The organism is Enterococcus olivae (assembly GCF_053760925.1).
In genome coordinates, this window is record NZ_JBSMVT010000025.1 from 13,786 (window position 1) to 29,800 (window position 16,015).

Here is a 16,015-nt window from a genome sequence, read left to right on the forward strand (position 1 = left end):
CTCTTTACACTTAATAATAAAGCAAGAAGTGTGCCCAAAATAAAAACAGACCAAACACTGCGAAAACAGCATTTGGTCTACACAAAAATATCACACACTATCTATTCAAAGATTTACACACTGTGATTAGTGTGTAAATCTTTGAGGCATTTCAATTTTATTCTCAATAAATACTTGAGTTAGAAAAGCTATTTCGTCATCAGAGATGTGTACACGATACTTTTTCTCGATCGCCATCAAACTAGTTCTCAACTGATCCGTTTCCAACCGATGTTGTTTCTGAAACTCTGAAAGATTAGGAAAAACACGGGATCCTTCTCCCTTAAGTAAGCTTTCTATCAAAAAGGCTAGATGGATCACTAAGCCTGTCTCAACGCTTGGCTCAACGATCAGGTGTAGTTGTGTTTGTACTTGGTGAACTAATTTTTGTAGCTCCTTGATCAGTACCGGCAAAGACTTGATATTCACTAAGGTCTCTTCCAATGAATCAACGATCGCTTCAACAGAGACCTCTTCACTGACGATTCGTTTCAAGACATTTAATTTTTCTGGATCAAAAATATCATAAGCTGGGAAAAACGGGATATTTTGATAGTCGACTTCGACGGTTCCAGCAATGGCTTTGATCTCATACTTTTCTAACAGACCATCGATATGTTTTTTAAAAGTTTCTTGCTCAATGAATTGCATTTGAATGATCTCTACCTTGGACTGATCCACAATCGATGAAATGTGCTGATACAATTTAGCAGCGACTCCTTCACCAGTAAAACAAGTCACAACGATGGCTTTTTTATTGGCTTTCGTCTCATTCGAATCTTTGAACTGGCCTTTGACAATCGACTCAAAGGTAATCTGGATGTTTTGATACATATCTTCCAGACTTCGACCTGCATCTGACATTCGCAGTGCTTCGATCACAATCATGGTACTTGCCATTGAAATAGCTTTTGTACGAATACCTGTTTCTTCATAGATCAGATTGGCAAATGAATTCAAGGATCCCATATCTGTCAGCAACATCAGACCATTTTCCAGTTCTTCGCGATGATCGTAAACATAGCTCAACAACTGGTCGTACATCGCTTTGACCTCGGTATCGAGGGTCATGTTCATCGCAACACCTGTCTTGGTCCCCAACAGCTCCTGTGCTGTCTCCAACATGCTGGAAGCAGTCGCCCGCCCATGCATCAGAACAACCACGCCAACCTTGTTCATAGGATCCGTTTCTGTATCTTCCACCTGAATCGACAAAAACATACTGATAAAACCGATCTCATCAAATGGAATCTCGACATCACATTCTTCTTCGATCAAACTGGAAAGGTCCAGAGCAACCTGAAATTCGGTCTTCAACTGTTTACGAACATTGTTCAGATCTGGGTGTACGATCAAATGCCCTTCAGCAATTCGATCCAGCGTACTCTGTAAATGCAAGGCAAAAGCAAAGCGAGCCTTCTTATTATATTTACGATCTAGTTCTTTTTCTGCTAAATCATACAAACGGTTCGTCAATTGCCAAATATTGTTGCGGATCAAATCTTTGTGTACAGGTGTCTGTGTCAATTCTTCGACATAGTTTTCAAAATAAGCTTCGACATCCTGAGAGATCAATTCCTCCAGATCGATGGTTTCAACTCCAGTTTGTTTCAATGAGGCCATTTTTTCTTCGATGTCACTGTAGACCTGCATGTTTCGCTCTGGATCCTGCGACCACACAACGTCCGCCTCTCCAGGATCAAAGCTTAGGTATTCACCTTTTCCCTCTAGAAATTGATCCAAGCGGTCACTCAGTTCCTTCACCTTCAGCAATCCTTTTTGGACCTGCAAAGGGCAATCCTTTCGGCGAATCAGCAGATTGTCATTTCCATGAGTTCGATAACGCAAAAAGGCTTTAGCACAAACCAACTTCAGATCGCGCTTGATCTGACCGATATTCGCCTCCGCATCATAGAGCATGAATGCTAAAATCGCGTCTTTTTCAACCTCGATGCGCTGACCTAATCGATTGGCTTCTTGCTTGATGAATAACGAAATGATCTCATAACGTTCATCTAGCGAACGGGAAGCCAGATTTGGCAGCGTGATCGACATCGGAATCCGGCGATTGAAGGTTGTCAAAAAATTCTCGGAGGATTCTGTTGTCGCACCAATAATTTGAACAGAAGCTTCATAGGTTGCCGCACTTTCTCCCAAAGGACGATAACTGCCTTTATCAATAAATGTGAACAGCATTTCTTGACCTTCCGGCGGCAAACGATGGATCTCATCCAAAAAGAGAATCCCGCCATCTGCTTTAGCCATCAATCCTGGGCTGTCTTCTGTCGCTCCAGTATAAGCACCTTTGCGAATTCCAAAAATATGGCCGAAAAGCAGCTGAGGATTTTGCGCATAATCTGCACAATTAAATGAAATGAACGGCGCATCTCTCTTCAAAACTTTAGACTGCACGGCAAAATGATACATACATTCGGCAAACATGGATTTTCCGGTCCCTGTCTCACCAAAAATGATCGTATGTAAACCTCGCGGTGGATATAAAATGGCTGCTTTCGCCTGTTGAATACTGACTTTCAATGAAGCATTTTCGCCTACAAGTGTTTCAAAGGTGATTTCAGTAGAAGTATCCGCATGTACTTGCTCTTTAGAAACGGCTTCATATACAACAGGTCTGCCTGCGCGTTTATTGATTTTTTCTTCTTTGTACAGCTCACTCAAATAACGGCTGGCATTGCTGCGGTCGATCTGTAAAATCTCTGCCACTTCTGCCGCAGTAAGACCCTGATGATGCAGCTCGATCGTTTGAAGAATTTCTTCTTTTCTAGAGTACATACTCTTCACCCTTCTATGATTCTTGGCGTCTTCTGGCACCTTTGTTCTTTTGTGTTTTCTTCCGTTTTTTTGTTTTGTTTTTTTGCTTAACTGGATTTTCTTTCAATTTAGGTTTGTCTGCTATTTTTTTAGGTTTAGACTTGATCACTGGTTGTTTTTCCTTTTCAGGAAGCTCTGAAAGCAGTGCTCCTCCATGAAGAAAAACTTCTTCTAGAGGCAATTCCAATTCTTTAGTGATTTTTTTCAAGTGAGGTAGAGTATTTTCCTGAACAATCGTGATCACTTGTCCAGACGCACCCATTCTTCCTACTCGTCCAGCTCGATGTAAATAGCTTTCCTTTGTCAGAGGAACCTCTGCGTTGACGACAAAAGACAACTCCGCAATATCCAAACCTCGAGAAGCGAGATCTGTTGTGAGCAACTCAACGATTTGTCCTTGTCTAAAAAGTTCCAAAGACATTTTTCGAAGGGCTTTGCTCTGATCTGAAGCCAATGATGCCACTTTCAGATGATGGAACAACAGTTTTTCCTCTGCACTTCCCAAATCTTGTAGTTCATTAAAAAAGACCAAGCTTTGGAAATTTTCGATATGTGCCAATCGTCGTAAAGCATCTACCACCCGTCGATTAGGGTACAAAAGATAATGATGTTGCACCATTCCTTTGCTACGGTCTTCTTTGGTCACATCGATGACTTGAATCTCTGTAATGATTTTTTGAATTGCGGGCAGTGCTTGTTCTGCAGTCGCTGAAAAGAAAGCGTAGTGTACTGGCTGTTGCTGCAAACTTTTGATCACTTCTTCTACTAAGCCACTGGCCCCAGGTAAAAAGAGCTGATCCACTTCATCAAAAATCACTGTTTGGATCTGATTGGCTTTGATTTTCTTTTGTTTGATCAATTCAACAACTCTTCCTGGTGTCCCGATCAATACTTCTGGCTTAGCTTTTAGCTTTTCGATCTGGCGTTTGACATTGGCTCCACCAATGATCTGTTGAACATTCAAGTCTAAATCTTTCGCCCAGTCTCTAGCCACCTCTGCCACTTGGATCCCTAGCTCTTGTGAAGACGTCAACACCAGTAACTGATTACCTTCCTTCGGCTTCACTTTAAGCAATGCGGGCAATAAATAAGCGAGTGTTTTCCCAGAGCCAGTCGGAGAAATGCCAACAACATTTTCTCCGGCTGTCAATGGTTCAAAGACTTGTTCTTGAATGACTGAAGGAGCGGTAAAACCTTCCGCTTCCCATCGTTCTTGCCAAGATTTTGGCAGCTTGTTTTCTATCATCTTTATGGTTCCTCTATTCCTCATCTGCAGCAAAATGAATTTCTGCTTGTTTTCTCATATCGAACAGAACTTGATTGACATCTCGTGCCAATACCGTCCATTCTTCATAGCGTTTTTTATTTTCTGGTGTCTCAGGTGCTTCAATGATCTCAGCAAAATCATAGGCTTCTTCGACCATCGGGTTCTCTTCCACTTGGATATCCAATGCAGTGACACCCGTTTGACGGTCATGCAGCTCTGCTTTTTCAATCGCATTGACAGCATTCATCCATAAGGTCCCCTTGTCTAAATAAATTTCAGAGGACAAGAAAGATTCCCCAATTTTACCATGCTGGATCGTTACATCAAAGTTTGCATAACGTAAAATGACTGTGCCGATACCATCGACTCCCGTAGCAATTTTACGTGCAAAATGATGGACTGCTTCCGGCTTACCAAACCATCCTAAGGCTGCATAAACAGCATAAATACCTAAATCAGACAAAGAACCTCCAGAAAATTTAGGAGAAAAGATATTTGGTTCTTGACCCGCCAAAACCTGATCGTATCGAGAAGAATATTTCATGTAACTGAAATTCGCTCCAATGATCTGATCCTTCTCTGGTAGTACTTGTGCAATCTTTTTAAAACTTTCTTCATGGATATTTCTGGCAGCCTCAAAGAAAAGTACCTGCTTCTCCTGTGACAATTCAAGGATTTCTGCCATTTCTTTTGGATTTGAAAAAGCTGGTTTTTCAACGATCACATGCTTCCCTGCTAAGATCGCTGCTTTCGCCTGGCTAAAGTGTAGACTGTTTGGGGATGCAATATAAATAACCTCAAGTGCAGGTAATGAGACAAAAGTCTCTAAATCGGTCTCGCAAAGGACTTCTCCTTCGTACTCATTCGCAAAAGTTTGCGCAGTTTCCAATCTGCGTGAATAAACCGCATACAAGGCGTATTTCTTTGTTTCTAATGCTGCTTGTACATATTGGTGAGTGATCCAGTTTGTTCCAATAATTCCTAATTGTATCATGTGTATTTCTTCCTCTCTCTTCTATCTATTTGGATCAACAAAAGGTGCGTTCACATCAAATGGCACCTTCTGCTTGATCCTTATGTATGTTTCTGACACGAAGCAAGAATAGGTCGATACTCTGACTCCGACTTCCATTGCTTCGACCACTGCTTTATGCAAAGCTGGTTGCATCTCACTGTGGATCGTTGCTGTTTGAAAATTTTCAAATTGTGCAATGAACAGAACAAAGCACTTATAATCCTGCAGCTGAGCTTCTTTTAATTCTCGGACATGCTTCAAGCCACGTTGAGTAGGTGCATCAGGAAAAGCTCCTACCTGCTGGTTTTCCAGAGTCATTCCTTTGACTTCAATAAATCCTTTTTCACCCTGATCTGTTTCAAAGTAAAAATCAAATTTCGAATGCTGAAAAGTCACTTCTCTCTTAATCAAAGTAACGGATCCTTTCAATCCTTCTAGCTGGATGATCTGTTGTTCAAGAGCTTCAGCTACCAGTTCATTTGGTGCCTGACTATCGATATTGTACCAGTCTTTCCCCTTTTTTACTGCTATAAGGTCGTAGCTGGTTTTTCTTGTAGGGCTCGGACAATAATCCAAAGCCACTTGAGCATTGGCAACTAGCAATTCGGTTCCTCTGCCAGTGTTCTTGACATGCACACGAACCAGTTTGTCAGTTGTAGACAGCTGGCATTGAGCAATAAAACGATTATCCCGTTGAATAAAACGAGCCTCCCGAATGTTCAAGTATTTCATCTTCTCACCTACTTAGCAAAAGTTTAACACACATTCACAAAAACTTCTTGAAAAATCCAACCTTAGTCCCAGCAATTTTCATAGGTTACATGCTATAATAAAGGTACTTGATCGACAAAAGAATGGATGTGATCCTTTGAAGCGAAAATTATTTTTCCTGGGTGCCTCTTTATTGACTGGGGTCGTGGGAACTGCGCTGCTCCATCGCAAAAAAATTAACGAGAACACCGTGCATTTATTTGCAGGAGACTGGTTCTATCGAAGGAGAAACAATGAGAAAGTCCATCTGACTGTTACACCGGCTCTTGATTTATATATCCAAAACAAACAGCAGCCTGTAACGATCATTGATCAGACACCCTATCGTTTAATTTTTTTAGATTCGATGGGCTATCACATCACCTTCGAAAAGAAGGATGAAATCCTCTTCTTTTTAGATGAGGCCGAAGATATTTCTTTTGAACTGACCAAGACATAATTTATCAAGTGGATGAACAAGGTGTTCCGTTAAATAAGGAAGACTTATTTATATCTCAAGGTGTGGGTTCGAGTCCCATCTTCCACGTATTGTTTCCAAACTAAAAAATGAAAGAGGGATTGCTTATGTTGTCTACTTTTATTTCCATGTTCTCTGTTTTTGGTCTAGCAGCCGTGCTTGGCGGATGTCTATACCTCGCACAGCAAATGCTACAATCAGAAGCTAGAGTCAAAGTTCCTGTCAAAACAGAAACAGGCTATCAAAGAAGAGACAAAAGAGTTTAGTTTTTGCTAAACTCTTTTGTTTTCGCTTGAAACCCTTCTATTACTTTGATAAAATTTCTAATTGAGACTATTTTGATTACAATTTGAAGGAGTATATTTATGAAAAAAAATAAAGGCTTGCTTTCCTTGTTGACAGGGATTCTTTTTTTATGTTCTTTTTTGGTTCCTTATCTATCCGTACAAGCAGATGAATTGTCAGGGGAATTTGCTGTAGAGGCTAGTGCAGCGATCGCTATCGATGTAGAAACAGGAAAAGTTTTTTACGATCAAAATAGCGAAACTCCTTTAGGGATTGCTTCAATCACTAAACTGATTAGCCTGTACGTTGTCGAAAAAGAAATTGCTGAAGGTCGTCTGGCTTGGGATGATGAAGTTTCTATCTCTAATTACGCTTCAGTTTTAAGTGTCCATCCTGAACTATCTAATGTACCTCTAGAACAAGCCAGTACTTATACTGTCAAAGAATTGTTCGATTCTGCACTTATACAATCGGCTAATGCTTCCACAGTTGCTCTTGCAGAAAAAGTTGCTGGTTCTGAACCTGCGTTTGTTGATCTAATGATAGAACAATTGAATGTATGGGGAATTACAGATCTTAAAATTGTAAACAGTTCTGGACTAAATAATTCCTTTTTAGAAGATCATATCTATCCAGGTTCAAAAAGAGACGATGAAAATGAACTTTCAGCAAAAGATGTAGCGATCGTTGCTCGTCATTTAATTCATGATTATCCAGAAATATTAGAAATTAGTTCTGTAACTACTCAGTCTTTTGGCACTCATACATTTTCCCCTGTAGAAATGATGACTTGGAACTGGATGCTTGCTGGACAAGCCTACGAAAAAGCTGGTGTAGATGGTTTAAAAACTGGAACGACAAACAATGCTGGTGCTTGTTTTGTAGGTACCATGACAAAAGACGGTCAGCGAATTCTCACAGTTGTCTTGAATGCCACCAATCACTCGAATGATTTAGGTGCTCGATTTATCGAAACAGGACGTTTAATGGACTATACTTATGACAATTGGCGACAAGAAATTATTCTAGAAAATGGCGATCCTGTTCCAAATTTAACCTCAGTACCTGTTGATCAAGGAAAAGAGTTATCTGTATCTGTTGAAACTGAGGATTCTATTCAGATGTGGCTCCATTCTTCAACAGATGTTTCAGATATTGAGTTTACTACTGTAACTGACGAAATGGTAGCACCTCTTGAAAAAGGAGCTACTGTCGGAACGATCGGAGCAATCTATCCAGATACTCTTGGCTATTTGGAATCTACTGACCAAACAGCCACTGAAACACGAATTATTACTAAGCAAAATGTCGAAAAAGCCAATATCTTCGTAAGAACTTGGCGAACAGTGATGGCTTGGTTCGATTAATCATTTAACCCCTGTGCTTTTCTAGAAAAGCACAGGGGATTTTTTATAATATTTGAATTGGAAAATACATTTCTACTTCTCCCGGTTCAAAATCCGGCAAATAGTGTTCTTGGATTGCTGCCACTAATTCTACATTTTCTTGTGGCAGAATTTCTGTGAACATTTTTTCTGTCATCATTTCTAGATTGACCTCATTCGTTTTAACTACTAGGTATTCCATGGCTGGAATGAGCCATTTTTGCCAGTCAACAGGTGCTTCAATGTTCGTTGGAAATTGCATCCCTGCCAGATAACGACCAGTTTGTTGCCACGGATCCAGCCAATGATCGCCATCACTCATCAATCCCCACAGTTCTACCGTAGGAAGCTCGATATCATTGGCAATCTCAGATAACTGCTCAAAATCATCATTTGCCAATTCCCACAGAGTTGGCACCCAAGAGGAAGCCTCTGTTGCTAGACCTTTACCTTCTTTCCCGATAACTGCAAATTCCGATAAGGTTACTCGTCGTACTTCTCCCAATTCCACTTCGATCATCTCCTTGTCTTCTACCTTCCATTGTAACGGATTTTTATCTATTGAGCGACCTTTATTCATACAAGATTTTTTTATCAAAATTGGTTATACTGAATAATATACATGAAACGGGGGTTGGGTATGGTAGATTTTATTAGTTTTATTGTTCCCTATTTATTGGGAATTGCCCTGATTCACTGGTGGCGCAAACGAAAAGAAGAGCCAGAATTATTTTTCTATTTATCTGGTTGGACATTGTTTTCGTTGTTTGTTTATTTGGGAATCATCGAGGCACAGCATGGTAGTTTTTATTTAGGGATCCCGTTATGCTTTTTTCTGCTTTTCTTATTTTCCTATCGACGAGAAAAAACCAGATTAATCAACGGACTTTTCTTCAATATTTTTCTAGGTGTTTCTGCAGTCTATCTGACTTTTAATTACTTTCTAGTTCAAAATGTGATTACGCTATTGCTGTTAATGATTCTTGGTTTTATTGGATTTTTTGTACTACTATTTGGAACAGTCAGTCTAATGCTGTTGCTTTATTGGAATGCACTCATCATGATTCGCAGAGAGTCTCGTTCTTTAGCCAATCTTTTAACGCTTATTCTGGCAATCGCTATGACTTTATGGCTGATTTATGACCATTTTATTGCTAGAATGCTACCGGAATGGTTAAGTATTTTTTTGTCGATCATACCAAGTACTTTACTTTATTTTTCTCTGGCATTTTTGAATTTTTTGACGGTCTCTATCTTGTATCAATTCAATCAACCAAAATATAAACAGGACTGTATCATTGTTCTCGGAGCTGGACTGATCGATGGCGAACGTGTCACACCACTACTTGCTAAAAGAATCGATAAAGCGATTAAATTTTATCAGTATCAATTGAAACGTATCGGTGAACCGCCGAAGTTGTTGATGTCAGGCGGTCAAGGTCCGGATGAGAAAATTTCGGAGGCTGTTGCTATGAAGAACTATGCTTTGTCACAAGGAATTCCTCATGAAGATATTTTAGTAGAGACCAACTCAACGACTACCTTGGAGAACATGAAGTTTTCTAAAGAGATCATTCAACAAAAACTAGGACAACAGGCAAAAGTAATTTTTGCTTCCAACAACTATCATATTTTTCGAGCAGGAATCTTCGCTCGATGGGCCGACTTGAAGGCCGATGGAATAGGTGCTAGAACCGCACTTTACTATCTGCCAACTGCCTTTTTACGTGAATTCATTGCGATCGTTGCCATGAATCGCAAACGTCACTTTTTGATGATCGGCTCCTTAGCAGCTTTCCTTTTGCTAATAACGATCTCTACCTTGATCTTCAATTGAATATACGAATACAGGCTGTGACATTGCTGGTCACAGCCTGTATTTCTTTTGACTAAATAAAAAAACCAATTTTACCATTAAGATATCTCGGATCAGATACCGCAATAAGAAAATTGGTTTTCATTTTACCATTTATACAGATTGGCTCCAACGCATCGCACGTTGCCATCTTGATCTTACACGTTGTGCAATAGGACCGGTCGCTTCTTGGATTGCACAATATTTATCTACCATTGTCACAATATAGCTTTCTTTGTAACGTGGAGGCGCGATCGTTGCTCCCCACATATGCTTAACAATAATATCACGTTCTAAATCAGAAAGCTCTGTGATCTTTTCTGCGTTTTGAACAGCGATTCGAGGATGCATATAAGCGTGTGTGCCCTCATCAAATTTAGTTGTACGCCAGTCGTAATAAAACAAATCATGTAAAAGACCTGCACGAGCAGTCGCTCGAACATCCCCATTCCATTTTTTGGCTAATTTATAACTTTGATAAGAAACACTGATTGAGTGATCTAAACGTGTCGAGTGCATATGTTGAACAAATTCTGATAATTTTTGGACTTCTTCGGTTTCAAGTAAATCTTCTACATAAGAAAGATATTCGGTATCTTTTTGCCATTCTACTGTCATTAAATCGTTGGCCACCTTTTTTAGCTGTTGTATTTTTTTATACAACTTTAAGTATATCAGCTTCAAAAAAAAATTCTAGGGTATAGGAAGACTGTAACAAAAGTTTAATAGTTCCTTAAAATCTTTTACTTTAGGCAAAATGATACAACAAGATGCCCGCAGCTACGCCGACATTCAAAGATTCTGCTTGGCCGTGGAGCGGAATGTAGAGGTTTCTGTCAGTCATTTGAAGAATATCCTTCGCAACTCCTTGCCCTTCATTCCCAAGAATCAATGCGACCTGATACTTTTTCTTCGCTTGTGTATAATCGATTGCTTCCACATTCAGCTCTGTTCCGTAGACCGGAATCCCTGCTTTTTGAAAGTTCGGGATCACTTCCAATAAATCCTGTGAAAAGATAGGTAAATGAAACTGGCTCCCCTGCATACTGCGAAGCACTTTGGTACTGTAGATATCCGCCGTTCCTTTACCTAGGATCACACCATCAAAACCAGCCGCATCTGCAGTACGAATCATCGTACCCACATTTCCGGGGTCTTGTACATTATCTAACAACAACCATTTTCCTTGATAATTGATCTCTAAAGAGCTGTCTTTTTTCACCGTTGCGATCATTCCTTGCGGCGCTGGTAAATCGGACAGCTGTTTCATCACCTCTGCTGAAATGAGATAGCTGGACGTCTCCTGCTGCTCTGCCCAAGCTCCCCATTCTTTTAGTCCTCGCTCATCAAGAAAAAGCTCCTCAAGCTCTGCACCATGATTGACTGCTTCCTCGACTAAATGGAAGCCTTCAAGCAAGTACCTATTTTCTAGTTCACGATATTTTCGTTTATGTAATTTTTTACGTTCTTTGATTAATGGATTTTTTGTTGATTGAATTTCTTTCATGCGCTCACCCCGCATCATTATAGCATTTTCTGTTGGAGAAAAGAAAGCCGCATGTTGAGATTGCTTTGAGAAAGGAGAAAAATCACCGGATCGTTTACTAATTGTATCATGCGCTGGAATATCTTCTAGGTAGTTCTTTTCATCTCTCACTTGTTCCATTCTAAAAAAAACGCTATCATTAAAGAAAAGACAAGGAGGGATCTTGATGAGGAAAGTAAGAATGAATGTCAATGGACGGGTACAAGGTGTAGGTTTTCGTATTACAACAAAGATGTTGGCTGATGAACTAGGAATTTATGGTAGCGCCAAAAATGAACACGATGGCTCAGTAACAATCGAAGCAATGGGTGAAGATACTCCGATGGAAAGCTTTATCCAAAAAGTGAAATCATCCCCTTCTCCAGTCGGAAGGGTCACCAAATTTGATATAGAAGAAGATGCCTCAATCACAGAACGAAAAAATTTCACCACTGACTGACCCTTCAAATTGATGATTAGAATTTACAACTGCTTCAATAGGTACAGTTTATCTCGGTACGATGAGTATACCGTCTTTACAATCAAAAGCACGTGTATCTTCCACTAGTTTGAGTGCGTATTATCTAGCATTTAGATGGAGGTCGGGGGAATGGTACATCAGTAATCAATTAGGAGTCGAAGCAAGTGAAATATGTTGATCTATTATTAAAAAACATTCAACTCAATTAAAGATTTTTTTTAAGAGAAAAGACTATTTAGAAGCATTAGAAGAATTGGTAGATATAGAAAAAATGAATTTTTCTGATGAAGATCAATCAGCGTTAGCTATTGTTCTATTTAACATTAAAAATTCTATTTTTTATAAAGGAAATGATACAATTTGTTTATATCAGGTAGTCTTAAATAAAAAAAGCGAGAAATATTTTAAAGATATAACTCTTCAGATGGGACCTTTTCTAAGTTTTGAAAAAAATACACTGTGGGTAATTTTAAATGAAGACATTGGAATAGTTAGCTCGAATTCTAATAATTTAGTATTCGATTATAAACTCAATAGAGGCATCATTCAGTCTGATATTGATTTAAAAAATAATTATTTGTTGGATTATTTATCTGCATTAGAAAATAAATAACCATCAAAAATCGAGAGATAATCTCACTAGTAATTTAAAAATTCTAACTAAACAATCGACTGCTTGTCAGTCAGTTCCTGATAGAGTAGTGGTGGCTGGAACGACTGAAGGAATACGTCAAATTTCTTGTTATATTATTTTCAAAAAAGGCTGAAAAGCCTTGATACAAATAGGATTTCAGTCTTTCTCGTGTTATAATATATATGACAGTAAAGTTTAATGACGGTGGCTATCTTTGGAAAGGTGGTGGTGCTTATGTATGTAAGTGCTAAAATCTATGAAAGGAGAAGCCTTTTGTCTGCATTGGAAACAATTCAGCTGATTCTAAGTTTTGGTACCTTTACCATTGCTTTAATCAAACTGATTGTGGATTTGCTTAAAAATGACAAAAAAAAATAACCGTCTACTTTAGCCAGTGTCGGTTATTTTTTAAGTAAACATTGGTCGCCGTTCTTTAAACGGTGCTGTTAAGGGGAGGTGTGTCGAGCAACTCCTCTTTATAGTTATATTATAACAAAAAATAGTAGAAAATTCAACGGTTTAGCGGTGGTATGCTTTAGCATACCACTTTTTTTGCCCCCTAAGAGGTGGAAATGGTGGGAATATGGGGGGCAAAAAACAATCCTTGAAGTAGCATAACATTTTCTATAATGGTGGAAGCTTAGGGTGCTTTAGGTATTGGCGGTGTCGGTGGCTGCAAGCTTTCCAACTTCTGATGAATTGCTTGGAATTCAGGTGTTGATTGGTGTTGATTTTGAACCATTTTTTTCTCTACTCTTTCTAAAGTTGGTTGGATTTCTTTCCCCGACACTTTACGGTTCAGTTCTTTTTCTAGAGTCTCTTTCAGACTGATAGAAGGTGTTTCTAAACTGGAGTAAAGTTTATCACCTTCACGATTATAAAGCCTTAAATCTCTAAATACTCCCAATTTATGCAGAGATTCTAAATTTTTAGGCAAATTTTTGACAACAATATCATGGGCTTGTTTTGGTGTTGCTCTGGCAGTCATTGGCTCGTCAGCATACATGGTTTCGTATCGTTCAATCGTTCCTAAATATGATTTAATTTTAGGTACTGCCATGACATACATTTTTGTTTCGTAGCCTTTAGACTAAAGCATGTTTGCTGTTTGTGTAGGAACTTCTGTCGTTCTTCCTGTACCTTCGATTACTAAATTATATCCTTGATCACTTAAACGGTTGATAAGTGCTTCAGTCATTTGATTAGAAAAGGGGGTAACGTGGGTCACTACGTCCTTATCATAAAGTTTTTACTAATTCATCAAAATTAGGGTGTTGTTGCTTGAAAGTGTCATTATCAATGATGATTCACATTGCCTTGTGTTTCTTCAGCAATCACTGATCGCAAACTAGTTTTTCCCGCTCCTGGTTGCCCACCCAACAAAAAAGCGGTTGGTGATTCAACCGTTTTTTTTCCTTGAACTAATTCTTCTAAGTTATCTTTTAAGCGATTCTCAAATTGTTTATCAGTAAAAGTGACTATATTTGCCATATTAAGCCACTTGCTCTTTCTTCAAAACTTGCTTTAAATACCGATTCATTGAGCGCCAATACTCATGAACAGCTTTTAATTCTTCTAAAGAATAATCAAAAAGATTCACACGTTTCGCTATCTTCAACTGATTTAATAAATTGACTTCTAACAATCGAGAATCGTCTTTATTTAGTTCATGATTCAACACATAATTTAGCACTCGATTATAAACACTAGCTGACAACTCATTAATGATTTCAACTTCAAATGTCTTTTCGTAATCTAATTTCATTTCTGATTCACACCTTTTATAATTTACCTGGCAAATATTTTTTGATCTATTCTTCTAAAGCCTTGTCTACTATCTCTTTTACATTTCCACCATTTACAGCTGTTTTAACTTTAAGTATTTGATGTAAGTCTTCACATACACGAGCCGTCTTATCTCCAATGACCGATTTTGGTTTTGTTGTAATTGGTGTGCTCTTTCTCTTGGCTTTTTGTGCGCCTAGATTCGCCATAAGTGTTCACTTCTTTATTTATTTTCTTACTATTATTTTATCATTACGAATCACGAATCACAAATCATAGGTGATATGTGATTCGTGATTAGACTAGAATAACAACCTTACATCAAGGGCATTTTTAGCCAGTTGATAGTGATACTCGTCAACTCCTGAAAAGATTTCCAATGGTGAAATATATTCTTTTTGATCCCCTTCAATGAAATAGTATGGCTGATTGCTAAATAAATTATAGGCTAATTTTAACTTAAGTTAAGCATTCACCATGACAGTCCTTTTTGATTCGCTGATTGAAGGCGTAATGGAGAGAATGTCTTGCGATGTCGACTGACCTTAAGCAAGATTTTCTCGCAATGAAGCATTGCTATGCAAAAACAACTATGAATCAGCCAACTTCACAATTAATTCATATTAAATTTTAGGATTGTACATTGAAAAAGTCGGCTTTTTTTAGTATAGTTATCTTTGCGTAAATTTAAATAAGCAAAGGAAGAAATAAATGAAGAAAATCAAAACTTGGCTAATGGGTTCAGGTCTGTTAGCAGTCTTACTTACATTGTCCGGTTGTGTGAGACAATTACCGGATGGCACTCCTGATACTACAGGGATCATTTACCGCTTTTTAGTCCAACCAATGAGTTATTTCTTAACTTATATCGCGGACAATTTGAACCTAGGTTATGGTCTGGCGATCATTACACTAACGATCATCGTCCGATTGATCATTTTACCACTAGGGATCAATCAGTCACGTAAATCAATGATCCAGAGCGAAAAAATGCAATACCTTAAACCACAAGTAGATGCAGCTCAACAAAAAGCAAAAGAAGCAAAAACACGTGAAGAACAAATGCAAGCTCAGATGGAAATGCAACAAGTTTACAAAGACAACAACGTTAGCATGCTTGGTGGTATGGGTTGTCTGCCGCTACTAGTTCAAATGCCGATCTTTACTGCTTTGTTTTATACCATGCGTTCGACACCAGGAATGATTGGTGCAACATTCGGACCGATCCATCTGGATTCTCCCAACTTGATTTTAGTGGCAGTTGCCGGAATCGCGTATATCGCACAAGGCTACATTTCCATGATCGGAATTCCTGATGAACAAAAGAAAACTATGCGCAGTATGCTGATCGTCTCTCCATTGATGATCGTTGTAATGTCAATCTCAGCTCCAGCTGGACTTACCTTGTACTGGGTAGTCGGCGGTGTATTCAGCTGTATTCAAACCTTCATTACCAACGTGATCATGAAACCTAGAATCAGAGCACAAGTAACCGAAGAAATGAAAAAAAATCCACCGAAAACAGTGGTCACTCCCCGTAAAGATGTGACACCGACTGCCGAAGCTCCGAAAGTAGCTGCTCCAAAAAACGGTCAAGGACGCAATGCAGGGAAACAAAAGAATAGAAATTAAGTAAAAAGGCTGTTCTTTTCTACAATAGAGAAGAACAGCCTTTTTCATTTTA

17 protein-coding genes and 1 pseudogene are annotated in these 16,015 nt (G+C 38.8%); 8 read left to right on the plus strand and 10 right to left on the minus strand.

Features of this window, described 5'->3' with window-relative positions; translation table 11 throughout:
- Nucleotides 1-126 precede the first annotated feature (126 nt).
- The 4 genes from ACWODM_RS13185 to sfsA are packed head-to-tail and all read right to left on the minus strand — an operon-like array spanning nt 127 to nt 5,885.
- Nucleotides 127-2,832 (minus strand): sigma 54-interacting transcriptional regulator, encoded by a 2,706-nt coding sequence (locus ACWODM_RS13185; RefSeq protein ID WP_455321831.1) that lies wholly within the window; start codon nt 2,830-2,832, stop codon nt 127-129.
- A gap of 13 nt (nt 2,833-2,845) precedes the next feature.
- Nucleotides 2,846-4,117, minus strand: a complete 1,272-nt coding sequence (locus ACWODM_RS13190) for a DEAD/DEAH box helicase (RefSeq protein ID WP_455321832.1) — start codon at nt 4,115-4,117, stop codon at nt 2,846-2,848.
- A gap of 13 nt (nt 4,118-4,130) precedes the next feature.
- Nucleotides 4,131-5,132, minus strand: coding sequence for a Gfo/Idh/MocA family protein (locus ACWODM_RS13195; RefSeq protein WP_455321833.1), 1,002 nt, complete (start codon nt 5,130-5,132; stop codon nt 4,131-4,133).
- 21 nt (nt 5,133-5,153) lie between these two features.
- The gene (sfsA, locus tag ACWODM_RS13200; RefSeq protein ID WP_455321834.1) at nt 5,154-5,885 is read right to left on the minus strand and encodes a DNA/RNA nuclease SfsA; all 732 of its coding nucleotides are present in this window, start codon (nt 5,883-5,885) and stop codon (nt 5,154-5,156) included.
- A 136-nt stretch (nt 5,886-6,021) separates the two neighbouring features.
- On the opposite strand from sfsA, the gene ACWODM_RS13205 reads away from it, so the two are divergent.
- From ACWODM_RS13205 to ACWODM_RS13215, 3 genes are all read left to right on the plus strand, one after another.
- Nucleotides 6,022-6,363: a DUF4828 domain-containing protein gene (locus ACWODM_RS13205; RefSeq protein ID WP_455321835.1), complete on the plus strand. Its 342-nt coding sequence runs from the start codon at nt 6,022-6,024 to the stop codon at nt 6,361-6,363.
- A 125-nt stretch (nt 6,364-6,488) separates the two neighbouring features.
- Complete coding sequence (locus ACWODM_RS13210) at nt 6,489-6,647, plus strand: hypothetical protein (protein ID WP_455321836.1); 159 nt, start codon at nt 6,489-6,491, stop codon at nt 6,645-6,647.
- Nucleotides 6,648-6,740: 93 nt separating this feature from the next.
- Nucleotides 6,741-8,033, plus strand: a complete 1,293-nt coding sequence (locus ACWODM_RS13215) for a serine hydrolase (RefSeq protein WP_455321856.1) — start codon at nt 6,741-6,743, stop codon at nt 8,031-8,033.
- A gap of 43 nt (nt 8,034-8,076) precedes the next feature.
- Here ACWODM_RS13215 and ACWODM_RS13220 read toward each other — a convergent pair whose 3' ends face one another.
- Complete coding sequence (locus ACWODM_RS13220; RefSeq protein WP_455321857.1) at nt 8,077-8,562, minus strand: GyrI-like domain-containing protein; 486 nt, start codon at nt 8,560-8,562, stop codon at nt 8,077-8,079.
- Between the two features lie 123 nt (nt 8,563-8,685).
- On the opposite strand from ACWODM_RS13220, the gene ACWODM_RS13225 reads away from it, so the two are divergent.
- Nucleotides 8,686-9,888 (plus strand): YdcF family protein, encoded by a 1,203-nt coding sequence (locus ACWODM_RS13225; protein ID WP_455321858.1) that lies wholly within the window; start codon nt 8,686-8,688, stop codon nt 9,886-9,888.
- Between the two features lie 132 nt (nt 9,889-10,020).
- On the opposite strand, the gene ACWODM_RS13230 is transcribed toward ACWODM_RS13225, so the two are convergent.
- Nucleotides 10,021-10,524, minus strand: coding sequence for an HD domain-containing protein (locus tag ACWODM_RS13230; RefSeq protein WP_455321837.1), 504 nt, complete (start codon nt 10,522-10,524; stop codon nt 10,021-10,023).
- Between the two features lie 130 nt (nt 10,525-10,654).
- Nucleotides 10,655-11,413: a TrmH family RNA methyltransferase gene (locus ACWODM_RS13235; RefSeq protein ID WP_455321859.1), complete on the minus strand. Its 759-nt coding sequence runs from the start codon at nt 11,411-11,413 to the stop codon at nt 10,655-10,657.
- Nucleotides 11,414-11,618: 205 nt separating this feature from the next.
- Between ACWODM_RS13235 and ACWODM_RS13240 the strand changes: the two genes are divergently transcribed.
- The 3 genes from ACWODM_RS13240 (at nt 11,619) to pepG1 (ending at nt 12,924) form a co-directional block, all read left to right on the plus strand.
- Nucleotides 11,619-11,891 (plus strand): acylphosphatase, encoded by a 273-nt coding sequence (locus tag ACWODM_RS13240; RefSeq protein ID WP_455321838.1) that lies wholly within the window; start codon nt 11,619-11,621, stop codon nt 11,889-11,891.
- Between the two features lie 274 nt (nt 11,892-12,165).
- Nucleotides 12,166-12,525 carry a hypothetical protein gene (locus ACWODM_RS13245; protein ID WP_455321839.1) on the plus strand — a complete coding sequence of 120 codons (360 nt, stop codon included), beginning with the start codon at nt 12,166-12,168 and terminating at the stop codon, nt 12,523-12,525.
- Between the two features lie 255 nt (nt 12,526-12,780).
- Complete coding sequence (pepG1, locus tag ACWODM_RS13250) at nt 12,781-12,924, plus strand: type I toxin-antitoxin system toxin PepG1 (RefSeq protein WP_455321840.1); 144 nt, start codon at nt 12,781-12,783, stop codon at nt 12,922-12,924.
- Nucleotides 12,925-13,186: 262 nt separating this feature from the next.
- Here pepG1 and ACWODM_RS13255 read toward each other — a convergent pair.
- The 3 genes and pseudogenes from ACWODM_RS13255 to ACWODM_RS13265 all read right to left on the minus strand — a co-directional run bounded on the left by ACWODM_RS13255 (nt 13,187) and on the right by ACWODM_RS13265 (nt 14,540).
- Nucleotides 13,187-14,037: pseudogene (locus ACWODM_RS13255) on the minus strand (zeta toxin family protein).
- A 1-nt stretch (nt 14,038) separates the two neighbouring features.
- Nucleotides 14,039-14,311, minus strand: coding sequence for an antitoxin (locus ACWODM_RS13260; protein ID WP_455321841.1), 273 nt, complete (start codon nt 14,309-14,311; stop codon nt 14,039-14,041).
- Between the two features lie 46 nt (nt 14,312-14,357).
- Nucleotides 14,358-14,540: a peptide-binding protein gene (locus ACWODM_RS13265; RefSeq protein WP_455321842.1), complete on the minus strand. Its 183-nt coding sequence runs from the start codon at nt 14,538-14,540 to the stop codon at nt 14,358-14,360.
- A 502-nt stretch (nt 14,541-15,042) separates the two neighbouring features.
- Here ACWODM_RS13265 and yidC point away from each other — a divergent pair.
- A complete protein-coding gene (gene yidC / locus ACWODM_RS13270; protein ID WP_455321843.1) occupies nt 15,043-15,963 on the plus strand; it encodes a membrane protein insertase YidC in 921 nt (306 codons plus the stop codon).
- Nucleotides 15,964-16,015: the final 52 nt, after the last annotated feature.

What these genes read in the sequence shown, in the direction of transcription:
- ACWODM_RS13185 (WP_455321831.1), bottom strand. Translation starts at nt 2,832, where the DNA reads ATGTACTCTAGAAAAGAAGAAATTCTTCAAACGATCGAGCTGCATCAT.
- ACWODM_RS13190 (WP_455321832.1), bottom strand. Translation starts at nt 4,117, where the DNA reads ATGATAGAAAACAAGCTGCCAAAATCTTGGCAAGAACGATGGGAAGCG.
- ACWODM_RS13195 (WP_455321833.1), bottom strand. Translation starts at nt 5,132, where the DNA reads ATGATACAATTAGGAATTATTGGAACAAACTGGATCACTCACCAATAT.
- sfsA (WP_455321834.1), bottom strand. Translation starts at nt 5,885, where the DNA reads ATGAAATACTTGAACATTCGGGAGGCTCGTTTTATTCAACGGGATAAT.
- ACWODM_RS13210 (WP_455321836.1), top strand. Translation starts at nt 6,489, where the DNA reads ATGTTGTCTACTTTTATTTCCATGTTCTCTGTTTTTGGTCTAGCAGCC.
- ACWODM_RS13230 (WP_455321837.1), bottom strand. Translation starts at nt 10,524, where the DNA reads ATGACAGTAGAATGGCAAAAAGATACCGAATATCTTTCTTATGTAGAA.
- ACWODM_RS13235 (WP_455321859.1), bottom strand. Translation starts at nt 11,413, where the DNA reads ATGAAAGAAATTCAATCAACAAAAAATCCATTAATCAAAGAACGTAAA.
- ACWODM_RS13240 (WP_455321838.1), top strand. Translation starts at nt 11,619, where the DNA reads ATGAGGAAAGTAAGAATGAATGTCAATGGACGGGTACAAGGTGTAGGT.
- pepG1 (WP_455321840.1), top strand. Translation starts at nt 12,781, where the DNA reads ATGTATGTAAGTGCTAAAATCTATGAAAGGAGAAGCCTTTTGTCTGCA.
- ACWODM_RS13260 (WP_455321841.1), bottom strand. Translation starts at nt 14,311, where the DNA reads ATGAAATTAGATTACGAAAAGACATTTGAAGTTGAAATCATTAATGAG.
- ACWODM_RS13265 (WP_455321842.1), bottom strand. Translation starts at nt 14,540, where the DNA reads ATGGCGAATCTAGGCGCACAAAAAGCCAAGAGAAAGAGCACACCAATT.
- yidC (WP_455321843.1), top strand. Translation starts at nt 15,043, where the DNA reads ATGAAGAAAATCAAAACTTGGCTAATGGGTTCAGGTCTGTTAGCAGTC.